General features: G+C 73.2%; 23 protein-coding genes, 1 pseudogene and 1 riboswitch. Of the genes and pseudogenes, 14 read left to right on the top strand and 10 right to left on the bottom strand.

Annotation, left to right across the window (positions count from 1 at the left end; genetic code table 11):
• Positions 1-258 precede the first annotated feature (258 nt).
• On the top strand, positions 259-2,673 hold the full coding sequence (locus AB0F62_RS01050; RefSeq protein ID WP_361790509.1) for a helicase C-terminal domain-containing protein: 2,415 nt from the start codon (positions 259-261) through the stop codon (positions 2,671-2,673).
• A 128-nt stretch (positions 2,674-2,801) separates the two neighbouring features.
• Positions 2,802-4,433: a DNA repair helicase XPB gene (locus AB0F62_RS01045; protein ID WP_361790506.1), complete on the top strand. Its 1,632-nt coding sequence runs from the start codon at positions 2,802-2,804 to the stop codon at positions 4,431-4,433.
• A 26-nt stretch (positions 4,434-4,459) separates the two neighbouring features.
• Here AB0F62_RS01045 and AB0F62_RS01040 read toward each other — a convergent pair whose 3' ends face one another.
• Positions 4,460-4,633, bottom strand: a complete 174-nt coding sequence (locus AB0F62_RS01040) for a hypothetical protein (protein ID WP_361790503.1) — start codon at positions 4,631-4,633, stop codon at positions 4,460-4,462.
• Between the two features lie 263 nt (positions 4,634-4,896).
• Here AB0F62_RS01040 and AB0F62_RS01035 point away from each other — a divergent pair, with 263 nt between their 5' ends.
• The 3 genes from AB0F62_RS01035 to AB0F62_RS01025 are packed head-to-tail and all read left to right on the top strand — an operon-like array spanning position 4,897 to position 7,597.
• Positions 4,897-6,942, top strand: a complete 2,046-nt coding sequence (locus tag AB0F62_RS01035) for an AAA family ATPase (protein ID WP_361790500.1) — start codon at positions 4,897-4,899, stop codon at positions 6,940-6,942.
• A gap of 38 nt (positions 6,943-6,980) precedes the next feature.
• Complete coding sequence (locus AB0F62_RS01030; RefSeq protein ID WP_361790795.1) at positions 6,981-7,187, top strand: type II toxin-antitoxin system VapB family antitoxin; 207 nt, start codon at positions 6,981-6,983, stop codon at positions 7,185-7,187.
• Positions 7,178-7,597, top strand: a complete 420-nt coding sequence (locus tag AB0F62_RS01025) for a PIN domain nuclease (protein WP_361790497.1) — start codon at positions 7,178-7,180, stop codon at positions 7,595-7,597. Before AB0F62_RS01030 ends, AB0F62_RS01025 begins: the two co-directional genes overlap by 10 nt.
• 47 nt (positions 7,598-7,644) lie before the next feature.
• Here AB0F62_RS01025 and murQ read toward each other — a convergent pair whose 3' ends face one another.
• Together murQ and AB0F62_RS01015 are read right to left on the bottom strand one after the other, a co-directional pair.
• Positions 7,645-8,589, bottom strand: coding sequence for an N-acetylmuramic acid 6-phosphate etherase (gene murQ, locus AB0F62_RS01020; RefSeq protein ID WP_361790494.1), 945 nt, complete (start codon positions 8,587-8,589; stop codon positions 7,645-7,647).
• Positions 8,586-9,482: a MurR/RpiR family transcriptional regulator gene (locus AB0F62_RS01015; protein WP_361790792.1), complete on the bottom strand. Its 897-nt coding sequence runs from the start codon at positions 9,480-9,482 to the stop codon at positions 8,586-8,588. The genes murQ and AB0F62_RS01015 overlap by 4 nt, the downstream gene beginning before the upstream one ends.
• An 83-nt stretch (positions 9,483-9,565) precedes the next feature.
• Here AB0F62_RS01015 and AB0F62_RS01010 point away from each other — a divergent pair, with 83 nt between their 5' ends.
• From AB0F62_RS01010 to AB0F62_RS01000, 3 genes are read left to right on the top strand one after another with little or no spacing between them, the layout of a single operon-like run.
• Positions 9,566-9,952 carry a hypothetical protein gene (locus AB0F62_RS01010; RefSeq protein ID WP_361790491.1) on the top strand — a complete coding sequence of 129 codons (387 nt, stop codon included), beginning with the start codon at positions 9,566-9,568 and terminating at the stop codon, positions 9,950-9,952.
• 1 nt (position 9,953) lies between these two features.
• The gene (locus tag AB0F62_RS01005; protein ID WP_361790488.1) at positions 9,954-10,220 is read left to right on the top strand and encodes a DUF4031 domain-containing protein; all 267 of its coding nucleotides are present in this window, start codon (positions 9,954-9,956) and stop codon (positions 10,218-10,220) included.
• A 50-nt stretch (positions 10,221-10,270) separates the two neighbouring features.
• Complete coding sequence (locus AB0F62_RS01000; protein WP_361790485.1) at positions 10,271-10,618, top strand: DUF1801 domain-containing protein; 348 nt, start codon at positions 10,271-10,273, stop codon at positions 10,616-10,618.
• Between the two features lie 6 nt (positions 10,619-10,624).
• Here the strand turns inward: AB0F62_RS01000 and AB0F62_RS00995 are convergent, their stop codons facing one another.
• Positions 10,625-11,299 carry a hypothetical protein gene (locus AB0F62_RS00995; RefSeq protein ID WP_361790482.1) on the bottom strand — a complete coding sequence of 225 codons (675 nt, stop codon included), beginning with the start codon at positions 11,297-11,299 and terminating at the stop codon, positions 10,625-10,627.
• A gap of 52 nt (positions 11,300-11,351) precedes the next feature.
• Between AB0F62_RS00995 and AB0F62_RS00990 the strand changes: the two genes are divergently transcribed.
• Positions 11,352-12,053: a copper homeostasis protein CutC gene (locus tag AB0F62_RS00990; protein WP_361790479.1), complete on the top strand. Its 702-nt coding sequence runs from the start codon at positions 11,352-11,354 to the stop codon at positions 12,051-12,053.
• Positions 12,054-12,165: 112 nt separating this feature from the next.
• On the opposite strand, the gene groL is transcribed toward AB0F62_RS00990, so the two are convergent.
• The 4 genes from groL to thrC all read right to left on the bottom strand — a co-directional run bounded on the left by groL (position 12,166) and on the right by thrC (position 16,377).
• Complete coding sequence (gene groL / locus AB0F62_RS00985) at positions 12,166-13,788, bottom strand: chaperonin GroEL (RefSeq protein ID WP_354793861.1); 1,623 nt, start codon at positions 13,786-13,788, stop codon at positions 12,166-12,168.
• Between the two features lie 348 nt (positions 13,789-14,136).
• Positions 14,137-14,343, bottom strand: a complete 207-nt coding sequence (locus AB0F62_RS00980; RefSeq protein ID WP_005486335.1) for a cold-shock protein — start codon at positions 14,341-14,343, stop codon at positions 14,137-14,139.
• A gap of 423 nt (positions 14,344-14,766) precedes the next feature.
• Positions 14,767-15,045 (bottom strand): ubiquitin-like small modifier protein 1, encoded by a 279-nt coding sequence (locus tag AB0F62_RS00975; protein WP_361790474.1) that lies wholly within the window; start codon positions 15,043-15,045, stop codon positions 14,767-14,769.
• Positions 15,046-15,090: 45 nt separating this feature from the next.
• Positions 15,091-16,377 carry a threonine synthase gene (gene thrC / locus AB0F62_RS00970; protein WP_361790471.1) on the bottom strand — a complete coding sequence of 429 codons (1,287 nt, stop codon included), beginning with the start codon at positions 16,375-16,377 and terminating at the stop codon, positions 15,091-15,093.
• An 18-nt stretch (positions 16,378-16,395) separates the two neighbouring features.
• Positions 16,396-16,523: riboswitch (SAM riboswitch) on the bottom strand.
• A 157-nt stretch (positions 16,524-16,680) separates the two neighbouring features.
• On the opposite strand from thrC, the gene AB0F62_RS00965 reads away from it, so the two are divergent.
• The 3 genes and pseudogenes from AB0F62_RS00965 to AB0F62_RS00955 form a co-directional block, all read left to right on the top strand.
• Complete coding sequence (locus tag AB0F62_RS00965) at positions 16,681-17,652, top strand: glucosyl-3-phosphoglycerate synthase (RefSeq protein ID WP_361790468.1); 972 nt, start codon at positions 16,681-16,683, stop codon at positions 17,650-17,652.
• A 271-nt stretch (positions 17,653-17,923) separates the two neighbouring features.
• The gene (locus AB0F62_RS00960) at positions 17,924-19,384 is read left to right on the top strand and encodes a trehalose-6-phosphate synthase (RefSeq protein WP_361790465.1); all 1,461 of its coding nucleotides are present in this window, start codon (positions 17,924-17,926) and stop codon (positions 19,382-19,384) included.
• Between the two features lie 154 nt (positions 19,385-19,538).
• Positions 19,539-19,807 (top strand): annotated as a pseudogene (locus tag AB0F62_RS00955) (sugar phosphate isomerase/epimerase and 4-hydroxyphenylpyruvate domain-containing protein); the annotation flags it as partial.
• Between the two features lie 23 nt (positions 19,808-19,830).
• Here the strand turns inward: AB0F62_RS00955 and AB0F62_RS00950 are convergent.
• Positions 19,831-20,235 (bottom strand): hypothetical protein, encoded by a 405-nt coding sequence (locus AB0F62_RS00950; protein ID WP_361790462.1) that lies wholly within the window; start codon positions 20,233-20,235, stop codon positions 19,831-19,833.
• Positions 20,232-20,624 (bottom strand): ATP-binding protein, encoded by a 393-nt coding sequence (locus AB0F62_RS00945; protein WP_361790459.1) that lies wholly within the window; start codon positions 20,622-20,624, stop codon positions 20,232-20,234. The genes AB0F62_RS00950 and AB0F62_RS00945 overlap by 4 nt, the downstream gene beginning before the upstream one ends.
• 115 nt (positions 20,625-20,739) lie before the next feature.
• On the opposite strand from AB0F62_RS00945, the gene AB0F62_RS00940 reads away from it, so the two are divergent.
• Together AB0F62_RS00940 and AB0F62_RS00935 are read left to right on the top strand one after the other, a co-directional pair.
• Positions 20,740-21,555: a helix-turn-helix transcriptional regulator gene (locus AB0F62_RS00940; RefSeq protein ID WP_361790456.1), complete on the top strand. Its 816-nt coding sequence runs from the start codon at positions 20,740-20,742 to the stop codon at positions 21,553-21,555.
• Positions 21,552-21,752, top strand: coding sequence for a DUF397 domain-containing protein (locus tag AB0F62_RS00935; protein WP_361790453.1), 201 nt, complete (start codon positions 21,552-21,554; stop codon positions 21,750-21,752). Before AB0F62_RS00940 ends, AB0F62_RS00935 begins: the two co-directional genes overlap by 4 nt.
• The last annotated feature ends 72 nt before the right edge of the window (positions 21,753-21,824 follow it).

Raw genomic sequence — 21,824 nt, 5'->3', positions numbered from 1 at the left:
TGGCACCCCCAGCAGAACCGCGGGAGGCACAACGGCCCGCGCCCCCCACGCGCCCGCACCAGGCACGGTTGCAGGCGGAGGCCGCACGGCCCGGGCTGGTGGGCGCGCGGTCCACCACCAGACGCGGAGGCACCCCCAGCGGAACCGCGGGAGGCACAACGCCCCGCGCCCCCCACCTGCCGGCACCGTGCGCGTTTGGGGAAATCCGGGGGCCACGCCCACGGTGGGTGGGCAGCGGGCGGGGCTAATGTGGGGGAGATGAGCACTGACGGCCCCGCGGCGGCGCCGCGCACGCTCGCTGAGGACCTGCGCGCCCGCGGCGACGACGCGCTGTCCGCGCTGCTCCGGGCACGCCCGGACCTGCTGAACCCGGTCCCGAACGACCTCTCCCAGCTGGCGACCCGGGCCGGCACCCGGGCCTCCGTGGTCCGCGCCCTCGAACGCCTGGACCGCTTCACTCTGCAGGCCGCCGAGGCCCTGGCCGTCGCACCGGACGGCGCCCCCTACACGACGCTGGGCGGGCTGATGGGCCCGGAGGCGGCGGAGGCGCTGCCCGGCGCCGTGGCGACGCTGCGGGCGCAGGCCCTGCTCTGGGGCGGGGACGACCGGCTGCACCTGGTGCGCACCGCCCGCGACATCCTGGCCCCGGCCGCCGGGAGCCCGTCACCGACCGGCCTGGGGCCGACGGTGGCCGAGGCGACCTCGGGCATGTCCCCGACCCGGCTCCAGCGGATCCTCGCGCGGGTCGGACTGCCGCCGACGCACGACCCGGTGAGCGCGGTGCGGGCGCTGACGGCGCTGTTCGGCGACCGCCCGCGGATGACGGAGCTGCTCGACGGGGCGCCGCCAGAGGCGGGCGCGGTGCTGCGCAGGCTGACCTGGGGCCCGCCGTACGGGGAGGTGGCGGATGTGACCGTGCCCCCGCCGCCCGTGGAGTGGCTGCTGGAGCGCGGGCTGCTGCTGCCGGCCGGAGCCAGGAACGTCGTGCTCCCCCGCGAGGTGGCCCTGTATCTGCGCGACGGCAGGGCGCACAGCACGCCCGAGCCGGTCGCGCCGCCGGTGGAATTCCGGGAGCACGATCCACAGGCTGTGGACAGGACCGCCGCGGGGCAGGCCTTCACCGCGGTCCGCACGGTTGAGGAGCTGCTCAAGCAGTGGGAGACCGGCGGCCCGCCGGTGCTGCGCGCGGGCGGGCTGAGCGTGCGCGACCTGAAGCGGGTGGCCACGGCCCTGGACGTGCCGGAGCCGATGGCGGCCTTCTGGCTGGAGCTGGCGTACGCCGCCGGTCTGGTCGCCTCGGACGGGGAGGTGGACGAGGCCTACGCGCCGACGCCCGCCGCCGACGAGTGGCTGACGCTGCCCGCCGAGGACCGGTGGGCCGACCTCGTCGCGGCGTGGCTGGCCGCCACCCGCGTGCCGGGCGTGGTGGGCACACGGGACGCCAAGGGCCGTGCGCTGGCCGCGCTCGGCCCCGAACTGGACCGTTCGCTCGCGCCGGAGGTGCGCCGCCGGACGCTGGAGTTCCTGGCCGCGCTCCCCGAGGGCGCCTCGGCCGGCCAGGACGCGCTGCTCGCCCGGCTGCGCTGGGAGCGGCCGCTGCGCGGCGGCGCCTCGATGGATCCGCTCCGCGCCGATCTGGTGCGCTGGACGGTGGCGGAGGCGGAGCTGCTGGGGATCACCGGCCGCGGCGCGCTCTCCGCGCACGGCCGGGCGCTGCTGGCGCGTTCCGCGGACGCGGCGGCCGTGCTGCTCCGGCCGCTGCTGCCGGAGCCGCTGGACCATGTGCTGCTCCAGGCGGACCTGACCGCCGTGGCACCCGGCCCGCTGCAGCCGCACCTCGCCGAGACCCTGCACGTCCTGGCGGACGTGGAGTCCAAGGGCGGCGCGACGGTCTTCCGCTTCACCCAGGAGTCGGTGCGCCGGGCGCTGGACGCCGGAAGGACCGCCGCCGACCTGCACACCTTCCTCGCCGCGCACTCGCGCACACCCGTGCCGCAGCCGCTCAGCTACCTCGTGGACGACATCGCCAGGCGGCACGGCCGGCTGCGGGTCGGCGCGGCCTCGGCGTATGTGCGCTGCGACGACGACGCGCTGCTCAGCGAGCTGCTCGTCGACCGGCGGGCGGCCGGCCTCGGACTGCGCCGACTCGCGCCGACGGTTCTGGCCGCGCAGAGCGATCCGGCGACGCTGCTGGAGCGGTTGCGGGTGCTGGGCCACGCGCCCGCGGCCGAGTCCGCCGACGGAGATGTGCTGATCACCCGCGCGGACGCGCGGCGCACCCCGCCGCGCAGCGCGCCCGCGCCCGTGGTGGACGGGCCGCCGACACCGGACGAGACGCTGCTCGGGGCCGCCGTGAAGGCGATCCGGGCCGGCGACCGGGCGTCCACCGCGGTCCGCAAGGAGCCCGCCGACCGGCGGTCGGGCGGCGATGGCCGCCTGCCGCGCACGGCCGCGGCGGAGACCCTGGCGACGATGCAGGCGGCGGTGCTGACCGGCGAGTCGGTGTGGATCGGCTATGTCAACGCGGACGGGGCGGCGAGCCAGCGCGTGATCGGCCCGATGCGGGTGGAGGGCGGTTTCGTCACGGCCTACGACCACACGGCCGACGAGATCCGCACCTTCGCGCTGCACCGGATAACCGGTGTCGCCGAGCTCGCCGACGACATGGCGTGATCCGGGGCGCGGGGCGGTCGCGGTATCGATCCGGGAGAGCGGGGCGTTTCCCCTCCGCGATGAGGGACCATGGATAGTTCACCCCGGCTCCCCTTGCTGCCCCGGCCCGCCGATTCGCGGAGGTTTGCGTGTCCTGCCTGATCGTCCAGAGCGACAAGACCCTGCTCCTGGAGGTCGACCACGAGCTGGCCGACGACTGCCGCCGCGCCATCGCGCCCTTCGCCGAACTGGAGCGGGCGCCCGAGCACATCCACACGTACCGGATCACCCCGCTCGGCCTGTGGAACGCCCGCGCCGCCGGGCACGACGCCGAGCAGGTCGTGGACGCGCTCGTGCAGTTCTCCCGCTACCCGGTGCCGCACGCGCTGCTGGTGGACGTCGCCGAGACGATGGCCCGCTACGGCCGGCTGACGCTGAGCAAGCACCCGGCGCACGGCCTGGTGCTGACCACCACGGACCGGCCGGTGCTGGAGGAGATCCTCCGCTCGAAGAAGGTCGCGCCGCTGGTGGGCGCCCGGCTCGACCCCGACACGGTGGTCGTCCACCCCTCCGAGCGCGGCCAGATCAAGCAGGTGCTGCTGAAGCTGGGCTGGCCGGCGGAGGACCTGGCCGGTTACGTCGACGGGGAGGCGCACCCGATCGAGCTGGCCCAGAACGGCTGGAAGCTGCGCCCGTACCAGGAGCAGGCCGTGGACGGCTTCTGGCACGGCGGTTCCGGCGTGGTCGTACTGCCCTGCGGCGCCGGCAAGACGCTGGTGGGCGCGGGTGCGATGGCGCAGGCGAAGGCGACGACCCTGATCCTGGTGACGAACACGGTCTCGGCCCGGCAGTGGAAGCACGAGCTGGTCAAGCGGACCTCGCTGACCGAGGACGAGATCGGCGAGTACAGCGGTACGCGCAAGGAGATCCGCCCGGTCACCATCGCCACGTACCAGGTGCTGACGACCAAGCGGAAGGGCGTCTACCCGCACCTGGAGCTCTTCGACTCCCGCGACTGGGGCCTGATCGTCTACGACGAGGTGCACCTGCTGCCGGCGCCGGTCTTCAAGTTCACCGCCGACCTGCAGGCCCGCCGCCGGCTCGGCCTGACGGCGACGCTGGTCCGCGAGGACGGCCGCGAGTCGGACGTCTTCTCGCTCATCGGGCCCAAGCGCTTCGACGCGCCGTGGAAGGAGATCGAGGCGCAGGGCTACATCGCGCCCGCCGACTGCGTGGAGGTGCGGGTCAACCTCACGGACTCCGAGCGGCTGGCGTACGCGACCGCCGAGGCGGAGGAGAAGTACCGCTACTGCGCGACGACCGAGACCAAGCGCAAGGTCACCGAGGCGCTGGTCGCCAAGCACAAGGGCGAGCAGACCCTGGTCATCGGCCAGTACATCGACCAGCTCGACGAGCTGGGCGAGCACCTGGACGCTCCGGTGATCAAGGGCGAGACGTCGAACGCGCAGCGCGAGAAGCTCTTCGACGCCTTCCGCCGGGGCGAGATCTCGGTGCTGGTGGTCTCCAAGGTCGCCAACTTCTCGATCGACCTGCCGGAGGCGACCGTCGCCATCCAGGTCTCGGGCACCTTCGGCTCGCGGCAGGAGGAGGCGCAGCGCCTCGGCCGGGTGCTGCGGCCGAAGGCGGACGGTCACGAGGCCCGCTTCTACTCCGTCGTCGCGCGCGACACCATCGACCAGGACTTCGCCGCGCACCGCCAGCGCTTCCTGGCCGAGCAGGGATACGCGTACCGCATCGTCGACGCGGACGAACTGCTCTGACCGGGAGCCGCCGTGCCGCCGCCGCGTCAGTCGCGCGCGGCGGCGCCGTCCTGGCCCAGCACCACGACGCGGAAGGCCGTGGCGAAGAAGACGCGGACCGCGCGGACCGCGTCGCCGACGGGGTGGACCGGATGACGGTGTCCGGCGTCCTCGGTGAGGGCGGTGCTGCCGTGGACACGGGGGACCACTGCTCGTGCCATGCCCCCAATGTACGCATACGTGACGCTTTGGGGAGAGGTTTTCCGGGCGAGGCCACCGGAAATGCGTTAGCGCCTCCGGCCGGCACGGCGTAGGATCCTGCGTCTTGCCGCCCGCCCCCCGAGCGGGGCGGTGCCACCGGCCGGACGGAAACCGGCCGGCCCGAGTCGTGATCCGTATCAGGACAGCGCCCCGCCCGCGCGCCGCCGTGCGCCCGGGTCCGGGGCCGGCTGAGCCATGCCCTACGTGCCGCCGGAGGCAACCCGTGCCCGGGGAACAATCCCTCATCACCGACAATCCGCTCGACCGCGAACGCACCCACCTCGCCGAGTCCCGTTCCGCCCTGCGGGCGATGCGCGCCGACGTCGAGGCCCTCGACATCCGCGACGTGACCGCCAACTGGGTGAACGCGGAAGTACTGCAGTCCGAGATCGACGCCCGCATCAAGGCGCTCGCGGACCTCGCCCACACCCCGCTCTTCTTCGGCCGCCTCGACTACGGGGACGGCGCCGAAGCCGGTCACCGCTTCTACATCGGCCGCCGCCACGTCCACGACGCCGACGGCGACCCCATGGTCGTCGACTGGCGCGCGCCGGTCTCCCAGCCCTTCTACCGGGCCTCCCGCACCGATCCGCAGGACGTCGCGCTGCGCCGCCGCTTCGGCTACACCGGCGGGGAGCTGACCGCCTACGAGGACGAGCACCTCACCGACCCGGACGAGGCGCAGACCTCCAGCAAACTGCTCCAGCAGGAGATCGAGCGCCCCCGCGTCGGCCCGATGCGCGACATCGTCGCCACCATCCAGCCCGAGCAGGACGAGATCGTGCGCGCCGGGGTCGGCGGCACGGTCTGCGTGCAGGGAGCGCCCGGCACCGGGAAGACCGCCGTCGGCCTGCACCGGGTGGCGTACCTGCTGTACGCGCACCGCGAGCGCCTGGCCCGCACCGGCACCCTCGTCGTCGGCCCGAACGCGTCCTTCCTGCACTACATCGAGCAGGTGCTGCCCGCGCTCGGCGAGCTGAGCGTCAAGCAGGCCACCGTCGGCGACCTGGTCGCCCACGTCCCGGTCAAGGGCGCCGACACGGCGGCCGCCGCCGGCGTCAAGGGCGACGCGCGCATGGCCGAGGTGCTGCGGCGGGCGGTCCGCTCCGGCATCCGGATGCCGACCGAGCCGGTGGTCGTGGTGCGCGGCTCGCGCCGCTGGCGCGTCCCGGCGTACGAACTGGAGGAGCTGGTCCGCGAGCTGATGGAGCGCGACATCCGCTACGGCGCCGCCCGCGAGGCGCTGCCGCAGCGCATCGCGCACGCGGTGCTGGTCCGCATGGAGGCGGCCGGGGAGGCCCCCGACGACCGGGTGCAGGACGCGGTCGCCCGCAACGCGGCGGTCAAGGCGGCCGTCAAGGAGGCCTGGCCGCCGGTGGACCCGGCGAAGACGGTGCTGCGGCTGCTCTCCGACCCGGAGTTCCTGGCCGCGTGCGCGGAGGGCGTGCTCACCGAGGAGGAGCAGAAGGAGATCCTCTGGCAGAAGCCCGCCCGCTCGGTCGCCGCCGCGAAGTGGTCGGCCGCCGACGCCGTGCTGGTCGACGAGGCCCACGACCTGGTGCACCGCACGGCCTCGCTGGGCCACGTCGTACTGGACGAGGCCCAGGATCTCTCCCCCATGCAGTACCGGGCGGTCGGCCGCCGCTGCTCCACCGGCTCCGCGACCGTGCTGGGCGACCTGGCGCAGGGCACCACCCCGTGGGCGACGGCGACCTGGGAGGAGGCGCTGGCGCACCTGGGCAAGCCGGGTTCGCGGATCGAGGAGCTCACCCAGGGCTTCCGCGTCCCGCTGGAGGTCATCGCCTACGCGTCCCGGCTGCTGCCGGAGATCGCCCCCGGGCTGAAGGAGGCGACCTCGGTCCGGGAGAACCCGGGCGCCTTCTCGGTGACGGAGGTCCCCGCGGGCGAGCTGACCCCGGCCGTGCTCGCCGCCTGCCGGCAGGCCCTGGACCGCGAGGGCTCCATCGGCCTGATCGCCGCCGACGCCCGGGTGCCCGCACTGGCCGAGGCCCTGACGGCGGCGGGCCTGCCCTACCTGTCCCCGGGCCAGGAGACCACGCCCGACGCCCGCCTCACGCTCGTCCCGGCATCCCTGGCCAAGGGCCTGGAGTACGACTACGTGGTCCTGGACGAGCCCGCCGCGGTCGTCGACGGCGAGCCCGACGAGCGCACCGGCCTGCGCCGCCTCTACGTCTCGCTCACCCGCGCCGTCTCGGGCCTGGCCGTCCTCCACACGGCCCCCCTGCCGGAGGCGCTTCGGCTACCCTGATATACGAATGCGGCTGACCCTGATATACGGAGGTAGCGATCATGCGCACAGTGATCGACGTGGATGACGCACTTCTCCAAGAGGCCGCGGACATACTGGGCACCACGACGAAACGGGCGACGGTCAACGGCGCGCTGGCGGAATTCGTGGCCGCCGCCAAACGGCGGCGGTTCCTGGAGATGCTCGACGACGGAGCCTTCGACGACCTCACGGATGCCGAAGTGATGGCGGACGCGTGGCGGTGACCCGGTATCTGGTCGACAAGAGCGTCTGGGCCCGCGCGAAGCAACCGGCGGTGAGAGCGGCTCTGCTGCCACTGCTCGAACGCGGCCTGATCACCACGTGCGCCGTCGTCGACCTGGAGATCCTGTACAGCACGCGCAACGCGACCGATCACGCCCGCGCCCGTTCCGCCCGCACCGGCTTCGAAGGGCTGCCGCTCACCGACGAGATCGGCGCACGCGCCATCGAGGTCCAGGCGCTGCTCGCCGAGAAGGGGCATCACCGCGCCGCGTCGATCGCGGACCTGCTGATCGCCGCCACCGCCGAACGGCACCGCGTCACCGTTCTGCACTACGACGCGGACTTCGACACCATCGCGGCCGTGACGAACCAGGCGGTCCAATGGGTCGTGCCGCCCGGTTCGGCCGACTGACGGAACGGGAGATCACACGGGGCGGCACCCCGCACGGCCCGCGTTCCTCATCCGGGGCGGCCCGCGGCGGCCGCGGCGGCCGCGCTCAGTGCCGCGCGCAGATGGCCGTCCGCCTCCGTGAGGAGCCGGGCGGCCGTCCGCGCGTCGACCTCCCCGAGCAGGACGAGGACGGCGTGCTTGACCTCGCCTCCGGTGGCGGTGAGGGCCGCCTCGATCTCCTCTTCCGGCGCCCCGGTGGCCTGCGCCACGATCCTCCGGGACCGGGCGCGCAGCTTGTCGTTCGAGGCGCGGACGTCGACCATCAGGTTCCCGTAGGTCTTGCCCAGCCTGATCATCGTGATCGTCGACAGCATGTTGAGCACGAGCTTCTGGGCCGTGCCGGCCTTCAGCCGGGTGGAGCCGGTGAGGAACTCGGGGCCGGTGACGACCTCGATGCCGTGGTCGGCGGCCGCCGCCAGCGCGGAGCCCGGGTTGCAGGACAGTCCGACGGTGAGGGCGCCCCGGGCGCGGGCGTGCTCGACGGCGCCGATGGCGTACGGGGTGCGACCGGAGGCGGAGACGCCGACGACGCTGTCGTCCGGGCCGATCCCGAGGGCGTCCAGGTCGGCGGCGGCCAGCTCCCGGCTGTCCTCGGCGCCCTCCACCGCGGCCACCATCGCCGCGGGCCCGCCCGCGATCAGCCCGGCGACCTGGCCCGGCCGGGTGTCGAAGGTCGGCGGGCACTCGCTGGCGTCGAGCACACCGAGCCGCCCCGCGGTGCCCGCTCCCGCGTAAACCAGGCGGCCGCCGCCGGCCATCCGGGCGGCGATGCCGTCGACGGCGGCGGCGATGGCGGGCAGCTGCGCGGCGACGGCGGCCGGGACGGTGCCGTCCTCGGCGTTCATCAGCCGGGCGATGTCGAGCGTCGGAAGCCGGTCGACCTCGGCGAGGTCGGGGCGGAAGGCCTCGGTGGCGAGGTGGTCCAGCTCGCGACGGAGCTCGGCGTGCGTCATTGCGGGTGGTTCCTCCGCGGGCTGTGGCGGTGGGCGAGGGCTTCGTAGGAGGCGGAAAGGGCCGGTGCGGCGGTGTCGTACGTGCGCTGGGCGACCCCGACGAAGAGGCAGTCCACCACGAGCAGCTGACTGGTGCGGCTGGACATGGCCGCCGGGCGCAGCTCGCTCTCCCGGCTGCTGGAGGTGAGCAGCACGTGGTCCGCGTACTGGGTGACGGTGCCGTCCGGCCGCCCGGTCACGGCGATCGTGGTGGCGCCGCGGTCGAAGGCGGCGCGCAGCGGCTCGACCACGTCGTGGGTGTGGCCGGAGTGGGTGATGGCCACCGCGACATCGCCCTGGCGCAGCTGGACGGCGTTGGTGAGGGTGAGGTGCGGGTCGCCCAGCGCGTGCGCGACCAGGCCGATGCGCAGCAGCTTCTGCACCAGGTCCTGCGCCACGAGGCTGGACGCCCCTATCCCGTAGACGTCGATGCGGCGGGCGGAGGCGAGCGCGCCGACGGCCGCCTCGAGCTGGGCCACGTCCAGCTGGGCGGCGGTGTCGGCCAGACACCGCTGCTCGTCGAGCGCGAGCTTGGTGACCACGTCGGAGAGCGGGTCGCCGACGGCGATGTCCGGGGTGACGGCGGGTGGTGCCCCGGCCTCCACGCGGGCGGCCAGCGCGGCCAGCGCGAGCCGCAGATCCCGGTAACCGGGGTAGCCCAGCACGCGCGCGGTCCGCACCACGGTGGCCTCGCTCGTTTCCGTGCGGGCCGCCAGCGCCGTCACGGTCAGCCGGGAGCACCCGGCCGGGTCCGCGGCCACGGCCTCGGCGACGCGCTGCATCGACCGGGTCATGGACGGGGCCAGGGTCCGGACCTTGGCGGCCAGCCCCCCGGCATTGAAGGTTTCCTTCATCTTCTCGGCCACGAACGAAAGCTATTTTCAGGTCCGGGCGACGTCAAGAACGCCTGCCCGGCGGTTGGTCCACAATGGGGCCCATGGATCCTGACGCACCCGGCTCCTCCGCCGGCCTGGAGGCGGCCCTGCACAGCGCCCGCGCGCTGATACTCGCCGATCTGGCCGCGACCGACGTCGCCGACGCGGAGGTCGTCTCGCTCGTCGAGGACGCCGTCGCCCAGCGCCGCTGGTGGGTCGAGCAGTGGCCCGACGGCGCCGCCTTCGTCGCGGGGCTGGTCGCGCAGGACGTCAAGGACGCCCTTCTCGAACGGATGGGCCGCTGGCCGCTCTGCCCGCGCTGCGCCGACCCCCACGCCCTCGACGTCGAACCCGAACTCGGCCCCGACCCGCACTGGGTGTGCGAGTCCCTGGGCGAGGCCGTCGCCCCCGTCGGCGCCCTGTCCGCGGCCCTCGGCGGGGCCCGCTGACGTGACCGTCTACATCGACCCGCCGACCTGGCCGGGCCACGGCCGCATGTGGTCCCACATGGTCAGCGACACCTCCTACGAGGAGCTCCACGCCTTCGCGGCCGCCATCGGCTCCCCGCGCCGCGCCTTCGACGGCGACCACTACGACCTGCCCAGCGAGCGCTACGCCTCGGCCGTGGCCGCGGGCGCCGTCGAGGTCGGCAGCAAGGAACTGCTGCGCCGCCTCACCGAGGCGGGCCTGCGCCGCCCCAAGAGACGTCCCCGGTAGAGCCTGTCGCCCCCGCCGCTCCGCCGGAGGCCGGAACGTAGGGTGGGCGCATGGACGTGGAGAGCTATGTCGAGGACGCGCCGCCCGAGCGGCGGGAGGCGCTGCGGACGCTGCTCGCCCTGTGCCGCGAGGAGCTCACCGGGTTCACGGAGTCGATGCGGTACCGGATGCCGACCTACAGCCGGGACGGTGTCGCGGAGTTCGCCTTCGCGAGCCAGAAGCAGTACGTGTCGGTGTACGTGATGCGCACGGACGTGGTGGCGGCCCATGCCGAGCCGCTGGCCGGCCACGACATGGGCAAGGGGTGCCTGCGCTTCCGCAAGGCGGACCGGATCGACTTCGCGCTGGTGCGCTCCTTGCTGCGGGGGACGGCAGGGTCGGCGGGTCCGGCCTGCTGAGAGCCGTCAGTCCCGGGCGCCCGGGGCGAGCAGTTCCAGCTCGGTGGTGAGGTTGCGGCGCGCGGTGGCCTCCCAGCGCCCGTACCCCTCCGGGGTGCGGAACAGCCTTGGCAGGCGCAGGAGTTGGCGCAGCACGTCGGCGCGTCCGAGGCGGAAGGCGTCGTCGGGCACGAAGCCGTACTCCTCGCGGACCGCGGCCGCGTACTCGGCGTAGGCGGTGGGGTCGCCGGCGAGTACCGCCAGGTCGGCGTCGCAGAGCACCTCGCCGTCGCGATCCCCCTCGACGGGGTGGTGGGTGACGGTGAGCCGGACCAGACGGGCCACCTCCGCGGTGATCGAGTCCGGGACACCGGCCTCGGGGAGCGCGCGTTCGGCGAGCCGGGCGCTGCGCTCCTCGTTCTCGGACCGGTCGGGCCGGTAGACCGCGTCGTGGAACCAGGCGGCGAGCAGCACCGCGTCCGGGTCCTCGGCGTGCCCGGCGAGGACCTCGACGTGGTCGAGGACCGCGGTCAGGTGGTCGGTGGTGTGGTAGCGGCGGTGCGGCTCGGCCCAGCGGGCGATCAGGTCCTTGCCGTAGGGCACCGGGTCGACGGACTCCGTCTGGCAGCGGCGCAGCAGGTCGCACCAGCGGGTGAGGAGGACGGAGCCGGTTTCGGGTGCGGTGTCAGCCATGAAGGTCATTGTGGGGCACGGGGGGTCGCGGGCACGGGAGGGCATGTGACACCCTGGAGATATGTCTAGACCAATTTTCGAAGTGATCGCGCTCGACGCCGACGACGCCCTCGCGGCCCAGACGGGCGGCGCGGACCGCCTCGAACTGGTCACCGACATGTCGGCGGACGGCCTGACCCCGTCCCGCGAGACCTTCGCGGCCGTACGCGCGGCGGTGGACATCCCGGTCCGGGTGATGCTGCGGGGCCGCGCCGACTTCGCCGTGGGCGGCGGCCGGGAGGCGGACGCGCTCTGCGTGGCCGCGGCGGCGCTGCGCGGCGAGGGCGCCGACGAGTTCGTGCTCGGCTTCCTCGACCCGACGGGCGCGCCGGACCTGTCCGCCGTGCGCCTGCTCGCCGACGCGATCGGCTCCGGCGCCCGGTGGACCTTCCACCGCGCCATCGACCACTCCGCCGACCGGGAGGCCGTGCGCTCGGCCGTGCGCGGGCTCCCCGGGCTCGACACCTACCTCACGGCGGGCTCCGCGCGCGGGGTGGACGCCGGTCTCGGGCATCTGCTGGCGGAGGCCGGGCGTCCCGGCGAGCCCCAGCTCATGGTGGGCGGCGGGCTCCGCGCGGAGCACCTGCCCCGGCTCCTGGCGGCCGGCATCGACGCCTTCCACGTCGGCGGCGCGGTCCGTCCCGCCGGCTGGGCCGGGCCGGTCGACCCGGAGGCGGTGCGCACCTGGCGCGAGCTGCTCGACGCGCCGGTCGCCGTTCGGTGACCGGGCCGGCCGCGCCCGTCCCGAGGAACCCGGCAACGCCCGAGGGCGGTACCCCGCGTGGGGTACCGCCCTCGGTCGTTCTGCCGTGGTGCGGAGTCCTGATCCGGGAGGATCAGAAGTCCATGTCACCGCCGGGCATACCGCCGCCGGCCGGCGCGGCGGCCTTCTCCGGCTTGTCGGCGATGACGGCCTCGGTGGTGAGGAAGAGCGCGGCGATGGAGGCCGCGTTCTGCAGCGCGGAGCGCGTCACCTTGGCGGGGTCGATGATGCCCTCGCCGATCAGGTCGACGTACTCACCCGTGGCGGCGTTGAGGCCGTGACCCGGGGTCAGGTTGCGCACCTTCTCCACCACGACACCGCCCTCGAGGCCGGCGTTGACGGCGATCTGCTTCAGCGGGGCCTCGAGGGCCAGCTTCACGATCGACGCGCCGGTGGCCTCGTCACCGTCGAGCTCGAGCTTCTCGAAGACGTTGGACGCCTGGAGCAGGGCCACGCCACCACCGGCGACGATGCCCTCCTCGACGGCGGCCTTGGCGTTGCGCACCGCGTCCTCGATGCGGTGCTTGCGCTCCTTGAGCTCGACCTCGGTGGCGGCACCGGCCTTGATGACGGCCACGCCGCCGGCCAGCTTCGCCAGACGCTCCTGGAGCTTCTCGCGGTCGTAGTCCGAGTCGCTGTTCTCGATCTCGGCACGGATCTGGTTGACGCGGCCCTGGATCTGGTCCTGGTCGCCGGCGCCGTCCACGATCGTGGTCTCGTCCTTGGTGACGACGACCTTGCGGGCGCGGCCGAGCAGGTCGACGCCGGCGTTCTCCAGCTTGAGGCCGACCTCCTCGGAGATGACGGTGCCACCGGTGAGGATGGCGATGTCACCGAGCATGGCCTTGCGGCGGTCGCCGAAGCCCGGAGCCTTGACCGCGACGGACTTGAAGGTGCCGCGGATCTTGTTGACCACCAGGGTGGACAGGGCCTCGCCGTCGACGTCCTCGGCGATGATCAGCAGCGGCTTGCCGGACTGCATGACCTTCTCCAGCAGCGGGAGCAGGTCCTTGACCGCGGAGATCTTGGAGTTGACGATCAGGATGTACGGGTCGTCGAAGGACGTCTCCATACGCTCCAGGTCGGTGGCGAAGTACGCCGAGATGTAGCCCTTGTCGAAGCGCATACCCTCGGTGAGCTCCAGCTCCAGACCGAAGGTCTGGGACTCCTCGACGGTGATGACGCCTTCCTTGCCGACCTTGTCCATGGCCTCGGCGATGAGCTCGCCGATCTGCGGGTCGGCGGCGGAGATGGAGGCGGTGGAGGCGATCTGCTCCTTGGTCTCCACGTCCTTCGCCTGCTCCAGCAGGGCGGCGGAGACGGCCTCGACGGCCTTCTCGATACCGCGCTTCAGGGCCATCGGGTTGGCGCCGGCGGCGACGTTGCGCAGGCCCTCGCGGACCAGCGCCTGGGCGAGGACGGTCGCGGTCGTCGTGCCGTCACCGGCGACGTCGTCCGTCTTCTTCGCGACCTCCTTGACCAGCTCGGCGCCGATCTTCTCGTACGGGTCCTCGAGCTCGATCTCCTTGGCGATGGACACACCATCGTTGGTGATCGTGGGGGCGCCCCACTTCTTCTCGAGGACGACGTTGCGGCCCTTGGGGCCGAGGGTGACCTTGACGGCGTCGGCGAGCTGGTTCATCCCGCGCTCGAGACCGCGCCGTGCCTCCTCGTCGAACGCGATGATCTTGGCCATGTGAAGTGGTCCTCCCGGACTTGGGGTCCCCCCGCGGCACAGGGCTGCGGGGAAGGATTACTCCAGGACCGTGCCGGCGCCCGCGACGGACGGCCTGCCCTCCCGCCGGTTCCTTTCCGGCGTTCGAGCGGGCCTCACCCACTCGGTCCTTTGTCACTCTCAACGTCAGAGTGCTAACGCCAATGATTAGCACTCGCCCTAGGAGAGTGCAAGCCGCTTGGCCGGTGCCGTGGACAACCCGCAGGTCGGCCCGGAACGCACGAAGGCCCGCCCCCGTGTGGGGGCGGGCCTCGACGCGTACGTTTGAGCGGCCGTACGCGAAGTGCTCCGTGGCCGATGCGCGGTGCGTCAGCCGGCTGCGAGACGGACCATGTCCGCCTGCGGCCCCTTCTGGCCCTGCGAGATCTCGAACTCGACCCGCTGACCTTCCTCGAGGGTGCGGTAGCCGTCCATCTGGATCGCGCTGTAGTGCACGAAGACGTCCGCACCACCGTCGACCGCGATGAAGCCGTAGCCCTTCTCCGCGTTGAACCACTTGACGGTGCCCTGAGCCATTCCTAACTCCCCTATTGCTGGCCCTTCGCAGACCCGCACCTCGCGGACCCGGGTCAGACCTCACCCCCTACAGCCAAGGGGGCGTGCGCCGGAACGCGTCGACCGCGGCTGAATGTATCTGCCCGGACGCGGTCTGCAACAGGTCAATCGGACGAGAATTCCGGGCACGAAGAAACGGAAGAAGAGCCTGATCGGCTGATAATCCGGGGCAACTCGGACCGGACATAAGCGGCCAACGAGACAATCACCGCGTGAATTTGGCGATAAATCGCCGACAACGCCGCTCCCGGGAAAAGGGGTTGCGCAGAGCGTTGCAGGGAGTTGCGATCCGTTCAGGGCAACTGTACAGCCCTTCAACTACCGCTCAAGCACGGAGGGGTGCCGGGAAGCCCCGGCACCCCTGCCACTCGCGGTCCGTGCGGATCAGCAGCCTCCGGCGACCGCCGGGATGATCGAGACGGACGCGCCCTCGCCCACCGCGGTCTGCAGGCCCTCGGAGAAGCGGACGTCGTCGTCGTTGACGTAGACGTTCACGAAACGGCGCAGCTTGCCCGTGTCGTCCAGGACCCGCGCGGAGATGCCGGGGTGGTTCGCCTCCAGCGAGTCGATGACCTCGGCCAGGGTGCCGCCGTCGGCCGGGACCTCGGCCCGGCCGCCGGTGTAGGTGCGGAGGATGGTCGGGATGCGGACGGTAGCGCTCATGATGCGGGGTTCACCTTCAGTCTGGGTCGGCCGGGGCGGTCGGGGTCAGCCGGCCAGGCCGGCGGCACGGAACGCGTCGAGGCTCGGGCGGATGGTGGCCGTGGGGCGGGAGGTCGGGGCGACGGCGTCCAGCGTCTTGAGGCCGTCGCCGGTGTTGAGCACGACCGTCTCACCGGCCGGGTCGAGCTGCCCGGTCTCGATCAGCTTCCGCAGCACGCCGACCGTCACGCCGCCCGCCGTCTCGGCGAAGATGCCCTCGGTCCGGGCGAGCAGCTTGATGGCGTCCACCACCTGTTCGTCGGTGACGTCCTCGACGGCGCCGCCCGTGCGCCGGGCGATGTCCAGGACGTAGGGGCCGTCGGCCGGGTTGCCGATGGCGAGCGACTTGGCGATGGTGTTCGGCTTCTGGGGGCGGACCACGTCGTGGCCGGCCTTGAAGGCGGTGGAGACCGGGGAGCAGCCCTCGGCCTGGGCGCCGTAGATCCGGTACGGCTTCTCCTCCACCAGGCCGAGCTTGATCAGTTCCTGCAGCCCCTTGTCGATCTTCGTCAGCTGCGAGCCCGAGGCGATCGGGATGACGATGTTGTCCGGCAGGCGCCAGCCCAGCTGCTCGCAGATCTCGTACGCGAGCGTCTTGGAGCCCTCGCCGTAGTACGGGCGGAGGTTGACGTTGACGAAGCCCCAGCCCTCGCCGATCGGGTCGCCGATCAGCTCGCTGCAGAAGCGGTTGACGTCGTCGTAGGTGCCCTCGATGCCGACCAGCTCGCCGCCGTACACCGCGGCCATGACGACCTTGCCCTCCTCCAGGTCGTGCGGGATGAACACGCAGGAACGGAAGCCGGCGCGGGCGGCCGCGGCGCCCACGGCGCCGGCCAGGTTGCCGGTGGAGGAGCAGGACAGGGTGGTGAGGCCGAAGGTGCGGGCTGCCTCCAGGGCGATGGCGACGACCCGGTCCTTGAAGGAGTGGGTCGGGTTGCCGGAGTCGTCCTTGATGTGCAGGCCGCCGGTGACGCCCAGCTCGCGGGCGAGGTTGTCGGCCTTGACCAGCTTGGTGAAGCCCGGGTTGAGGTTGGGCTTGGCGGCCACGTCCGCGGGGACGGGCAGCAGCGGCGCGTAGCGCCAGATGTTGTTCGGCCCGGACTCGATCCGCTTGCGGAGGGTCTCGGGATCGCCGCCCGGGAGGTCGTACGCCACTTCGAGCGGCCCGAAACAGACCTCGCAGGCGAAGAGCGGAGCCAGCGGGAAGCGCTCGCCGCACTCGCGGCAGGAGAGCGCGGACGCGGGCCCGAAGGCGGAGTCTGTGGACGCGGATGCAACGGTCTGCGCAGCCATGTCAGGCGAGGCCCTTTCTCCTCATCTTCCTCGCGGCGCATCTCGCCGCGAGACGGAATTGGCACCTTCCCCACCTGGACCTCGCGGTCGGCGGGAGGGTTGCCGGGGCTTCAACGGGCCGTTCCCTCTGCCCCTCTGGATGAGCGGTATGGCGCCGGGCGCGGGGCCCGGGCATTTGTCCGACAAGGCGCGATCACCGTGGACATACGATGGTCATGCCTCGTGTTCAAGACTGTAACCGACGACCTCGAACCTGGTCATGGCCCGTCCGTCCTGCGAGACGGGCAGAAACGGAGCAACCCGGTGCTCGACGAGGTAGCCGGCTGGCTGCAACGGCGGTCCTGGACCGCCGACCGCAGGCCGCTGCCGCAGCTGCTCGCCGCCAAGCGCGCCGCGGGTGCGCGCGGCACGGTCAGCGTCGTGCTGCCCGCCCTCGACGAGGAGGCCACGGTCGGGGAGATCGTCGCCACGATCCGCCGGGAGCTGATGAGCGAGGCCGTTCCGCTGGTCGACGAACTCGTCGTGCTGGACTCCGGATCGACCGACCGCACCGCCGAGGTCGCGGCCGCCGCCGGGGCGGTCGTCGTCCACCGGGACGACGTGCTCCCGCGGCTGCCCGCGGTGCCCGGCAAGGGCGAGGTGCTGTGGCGCTCGCTGCTGGTGACGCGCGGGGAGATCGTCTGCTTCGTCGACTCCGACCTGCGGGAGTTCGACGCGCGGTTCGTGTCGGGGATCGTCGGGCCGCTGCTCACGGATCCGGACGTGCAGTTGGTCAAGGCGATGTACGACCGCCCCCTGGAGACCGGCGGCACGCTGGTGCCGGCCGGTGGGGGGCGGGTGACGGAGCTGGTCGCGCGGCCGCTGCTCAATCTGCACTGGCCGCGGCTGGCGGGGTTCGTCCAGCCGCTGGGCGGCGAGTACGCGGCGCGGCGCTCGCTGCTGGAGCGGCTGCCGTTCCCCGTGGGATACGGGGTGGAGCTCGGGCTGCTCGTGGACGCGCTCAACACGGTGGGGCTCGACGCGCTCGCCCAGGTCGACGTGGGGGTCCGGCACCACCGGCACCAGGACGGCCAGGCGCTGGGCCGCATGGCGGCGGCGATCTACCGGACCGCGCAGATCCGCTTGGCGCGGGGTCATCTCGTACGCCCCGTCCTCACGCAGTTCGAGCGGTCCCCGGACGGCGGTTTCGAGCCGCGCGTCCACGACGTCGCGACGGAGGAACGCCCCCCGATGCGCACGGTCCCCGAATACGCCCGCCGCCGCGCGGTGGCGTAGGCCTCCGGCCCGGTAGCGGGTCGGCCGCTCGCCGGAGGCCGGTGCCCATCGCCCGGGGGTTGTGGGAAGTCGTTCCGCAAGGCGAAACGGGTTGGCACACCCTCACCACCGGCGTGCATACGCCGACGACACCCGCGGTACCGCACAGGTGCGGCGTCGTCGTGAGGTTGCGCCAGCCCTCCCCAGCTACCGCGGGGGGCACCCGGCTGGAAACCCCCGGCTGGGCTAGCTCGTACGTTTGCCGCCGGGCATGCGTGGCTAGGCTGGCCGCATGGTCGCATCGCATGCCGCGCGCGTACTGGTCGCGTCCAACCGCGGCCCCGTGTCGTACAGCCTCCGCGAGGACGGCACGCTCACCGCCCGCCGCGGCGGCGGCGGACTCGTGTCGGGGCTGAGCGCGATCGGGCCGGACGCGGACGCCGTCTGGGTCTGCGCGGCCCTCGGCGAGGGCGACCGGGCCGCCGTCCTCCGCAGCTCCGGAGGGACGGGCCGCCTCGCCACCGCGGACACCGGCGGCCAGCACGTACGGATGCTGGACATCCCGGCGGACACCTTCGCCTCGGCCTACAACGGCATCGCCAACTCGGTGCTGTGGTTCATCCACCACATGCTGTTCCAGACCCCGCTGGAGCCTGTCTTCGACGAGGACTTCCGCGAGCAGTGGGCGGCGTACACGGCCTACAACGCCGCCTTCGCCGACGCGCTCGCCGACGAGGCGGGCCAGGGCGCCGCCGTCCTGGTGCAGGACTACCACCTGGCCCTGGTGCCGCAACTGCTCCGCTCGCGCCGGCCCGACCTGCGCATCGGCCATTTCTCGCACACCCCGTGGGCGCCGCCGGACTACTTCCGCCTGCTGCCGGACGACGTCGCGGCGGAGGTGCTGAGCGGCATCCTCGGTTCCGACCGGGCCGGTTTCCTGACCCGCCGCTGGGCCGACGCCTTCGCCGCGTGCTGCGCCGACGTGCTGGGCGCGTCCGTCATCCGCGACGAGGGCAGCCTCACGGTCACCCACAAGGGCCGCACCACGCGCATCGGGGTGCACGGCCTCGGCGCGGACGCCGACTTCCTGCGGGAGCGGGCGCACCAGCCTGACGTGGACGAGCGCCTGGCGACGCTGCAGGAGGCGGTGGGCGGCCCGGACCGCAAGGTCATCGTGCGGGTGGACCGCACCGAGCTGTCGAAGAACATCGTGCGCGGCCTGCTCGCGTACGCGCAGCTGCTGCGCGACCACCCCGAATGGCAGGGGCGCGTGGTGCACATCGCCTTCGCCTACCCCTCGCGCCACGACCTGGCGGTCTACCGGGAGTACACCGACGAGGTCTCCGATCTGGCCGAGGAGATCAACGAGGAGTTCGGCACGCCGGGCTGGCAGCCGGTGGTCCTGCACGTCAAGGACGACTTCGCGCGCTCCCTGGCCGCCTACCGCCTGGCGGACGTCGCGCTGGTCAACCCGATCCGCGACGGCATGAACCTGGTGGCCAAGGAGATCCCGGTCGTCTCGGACGACGGCGTGGCGCTGGTGCTCTCCCGCGAGGCCGGGGCGTACGAGGAGCTCGCCGACGACGCGTTCGTGGTCAACCCGTACGACATCCGGGCCACGGCCGACGCCCTCCACCAGGCGCTGTCCGTGTCGCACGGCGAGCGGGCGGAGGCCACCAAGCGGCTCGCGGTGGCCTCGACGGCGCTCCCCCCGCAGCAGTGGTTCCTGGACCAGTTGCGCGCCCTGGGCTGACCGGGCCCGCCGCACACGCGGACCGGGCCCCGGCGCGGATCAGGCCTCGACGGGCATCCGGTCCGGCGCGGGCGGGACGTCCCGCAGGCCGAGCCGTTCGGTCGGCATCTTGTGGGTCTCGCGGGCGGTGACGGCGGCGAGCACCGGGGGGACGCAGAGCGCCGCGGGCCGCCTGCCGGCGGTGCCCGCGAACTACCACGACGACCTGGCGGCCCGGTTCGACCTCGCGCCCGGCGCGCTGGAGACCTACCGCGAACTGGGCATCCTCTACGACCGAGACGCCCACGGCACATTCCTGCACTGCTACACCGAGACGGTCGGCCGGGTCTTCTTCGAGGTCGTCCAGCGCGACGCCTACCGCGGCTACGGCGCCCCAACGCGCCCGTCCGCCTCGCCGCGCAGCACGCGGGCCGCGTGCGCTGAGCCGCACCGGCCGCGCGGCGCGGTCACCGCGGGCCCGAGAGCTCGCGCCCGCTGATCCCCAGCCGGATGCGCCCGGCCGCCGTGCCCAGCGCCAGGTACGCCTCCACCTCCGGCAGCGGCGCGCGGCGGGCGAGCGGATCGAGCCCCACGACCAGCGCGACCGGTCCGCCGCCCGAGACGAAGGCCGACCACCGCTCCCCGGCCGCGACCTCCAGCAGCGGCTCGCCTCCGGCGCCGCGCACCACGGCCCGGCCCGGGCGGGAAACGGCGATCCGCTCGCCGAGCAGGGGCAGCCGCCGCCCCGGCTCGGCGAGCCCGAGAAGTGCCGCGAGTCCGGCCGCGCCGCGCCCCTGCGGATGGGCCAGCAGCAGAAACGCCACCGGCCCGAACGCCGTGTCGTCCAGCCAGGTCCACGAGGCGGGCCTCACCGCAGCACCACCCACACCTGCTTGCCGCCCGGGGTCGGCCGGGCGCCCCAGCGGTGCGCGGCCGCCGCGATCAGATGCATCCCGCGTCCGCGCTCGGCCGCCCAGTCCGGCGGCCCGGGCGCCGTGACGGGCAGGACGGGCGAACGGTCGCTGACCGTGGCCCGCACGCCCTCGGACGCCAGGTCGTCCAAGGTCAGTTCGCACTCGGGCGAGCCCGCGTGCCGGTGGACGTTGGCGAGTATCTCCGTGACGCACAGCGCGGCGGCGGGCGCCAGGTCCTCGCGCCCCCAGGCGCGGAGCTGTTCGCGTACGACGTGGCGCACCTCGGCGATGCGGGCGGGCTCGGCGACGATGCGCATCGCCGTTCCGGGTGGGGATTCCTGCGTCATGGGTCCAACGGTTCCCTGCCGTGGCTAGCCTGACCAGGGCGGATCTGACCCCGGATCAGCTGTGCAGGGGCGGGCCCGCGGCTGTGTACGGCGTGTGTACCGGGGAGGTGGTGCCGTGTCCGCGAAGTGCGAGGGCTCGGCCAGCATGCGGATGTTCGGCTCCGTGGCGCGGTCGCTGCGGGAGGCCCGGGGGGTCTCGACCGACGAACTGGCCGCGCATGTCGGGTATTCGAAGTCGCTGGTCGTGAAGATCGAGCGCGGCGAGCGGATGCCGCCGCCCGCGTTCGTGGAGAGGGCGGGGATCCTGCTCGGCGACGGCGGCGGGGTGCTGCGCTCCGCGGCCCGCCATCTGGAACGGGCCGAGTTCCCCTCCTGGTTCGAGGAGTACGCGGAACTGGAGCGGGCGGCGGTCTGCCTCTACAAATACGACACCCACGTCATCAACGGCCTGCTGCAGACCGCGGAGTACGCCCGTGTGGTGCTCGGCGCCTACTGCCCGACGCTGGAGACGGAGGAGGTCGAACGCCGGGTGCGGGCCCGGCTGGCCCGGCAGTCGCTGCTGACCCGCGCCCCCGCGCCGCAACTCGCCTTCGTCGTCGAGGAGTGGGTGCTGCGCCGCCCGGTCGGCGGACGGACCGTGCACCGGCGCCAGTTGGAGCGGCTGCTGGAGGCCGCGGCGCTGCGCCATGTCACGGTGCAGGTGATGCCGCTCTCCCACGAGGCGCACGCCGGCTTCGACGGCCCCATGTCGCTGCTGGAGACCCCGGATCTGCGGCTGCTCGCCTATCTCGAAGTCCAGGGCCGCAGCGTGCTGGTGGACGGCCGGGACGAGGTCAGCAAACTCCACCAGCGCTATGCGATGATCCGCTCACAGGCCCTCAGCGTGGGGGACTCCGCCGGAGTGATCGAGCAGATTGCGGGGGAGCTATGACATCCCGACTCGCCTGGTTCACCAGCAGTTACAGCGGCAGCGAGGGAGGCGACTGCGTCGAGGTCGCCCACGCCCCCGGCGCCGTGCACGTGCGGGACTCCAAGGACCCCGCCGGGCCCGCGCTGGCCTTCACCGGCGAGGCGTGGACGGCGTTCGTCGCCTTCGTCGCCGACAGCGCCGCGACACCGGTAGAGTAATCGGCCGATCACGCTTCGTGCCTGACGCATGAAGCGGCCCCCGTGGTGCGCCAACACCGGCCGGGGGCCTAC

This window comes from Streptomyces sp. NPDC026673 (assembly GCF_040638135.1).
GTDB lineage: Bacteria > Actinomycetota > Actinomycetes > Streptomycetales > Streptomycetaceae > Actinacidiphila.
This window is presented reverse-complemented; position numbering and strand designations above follow the sequence as displayed.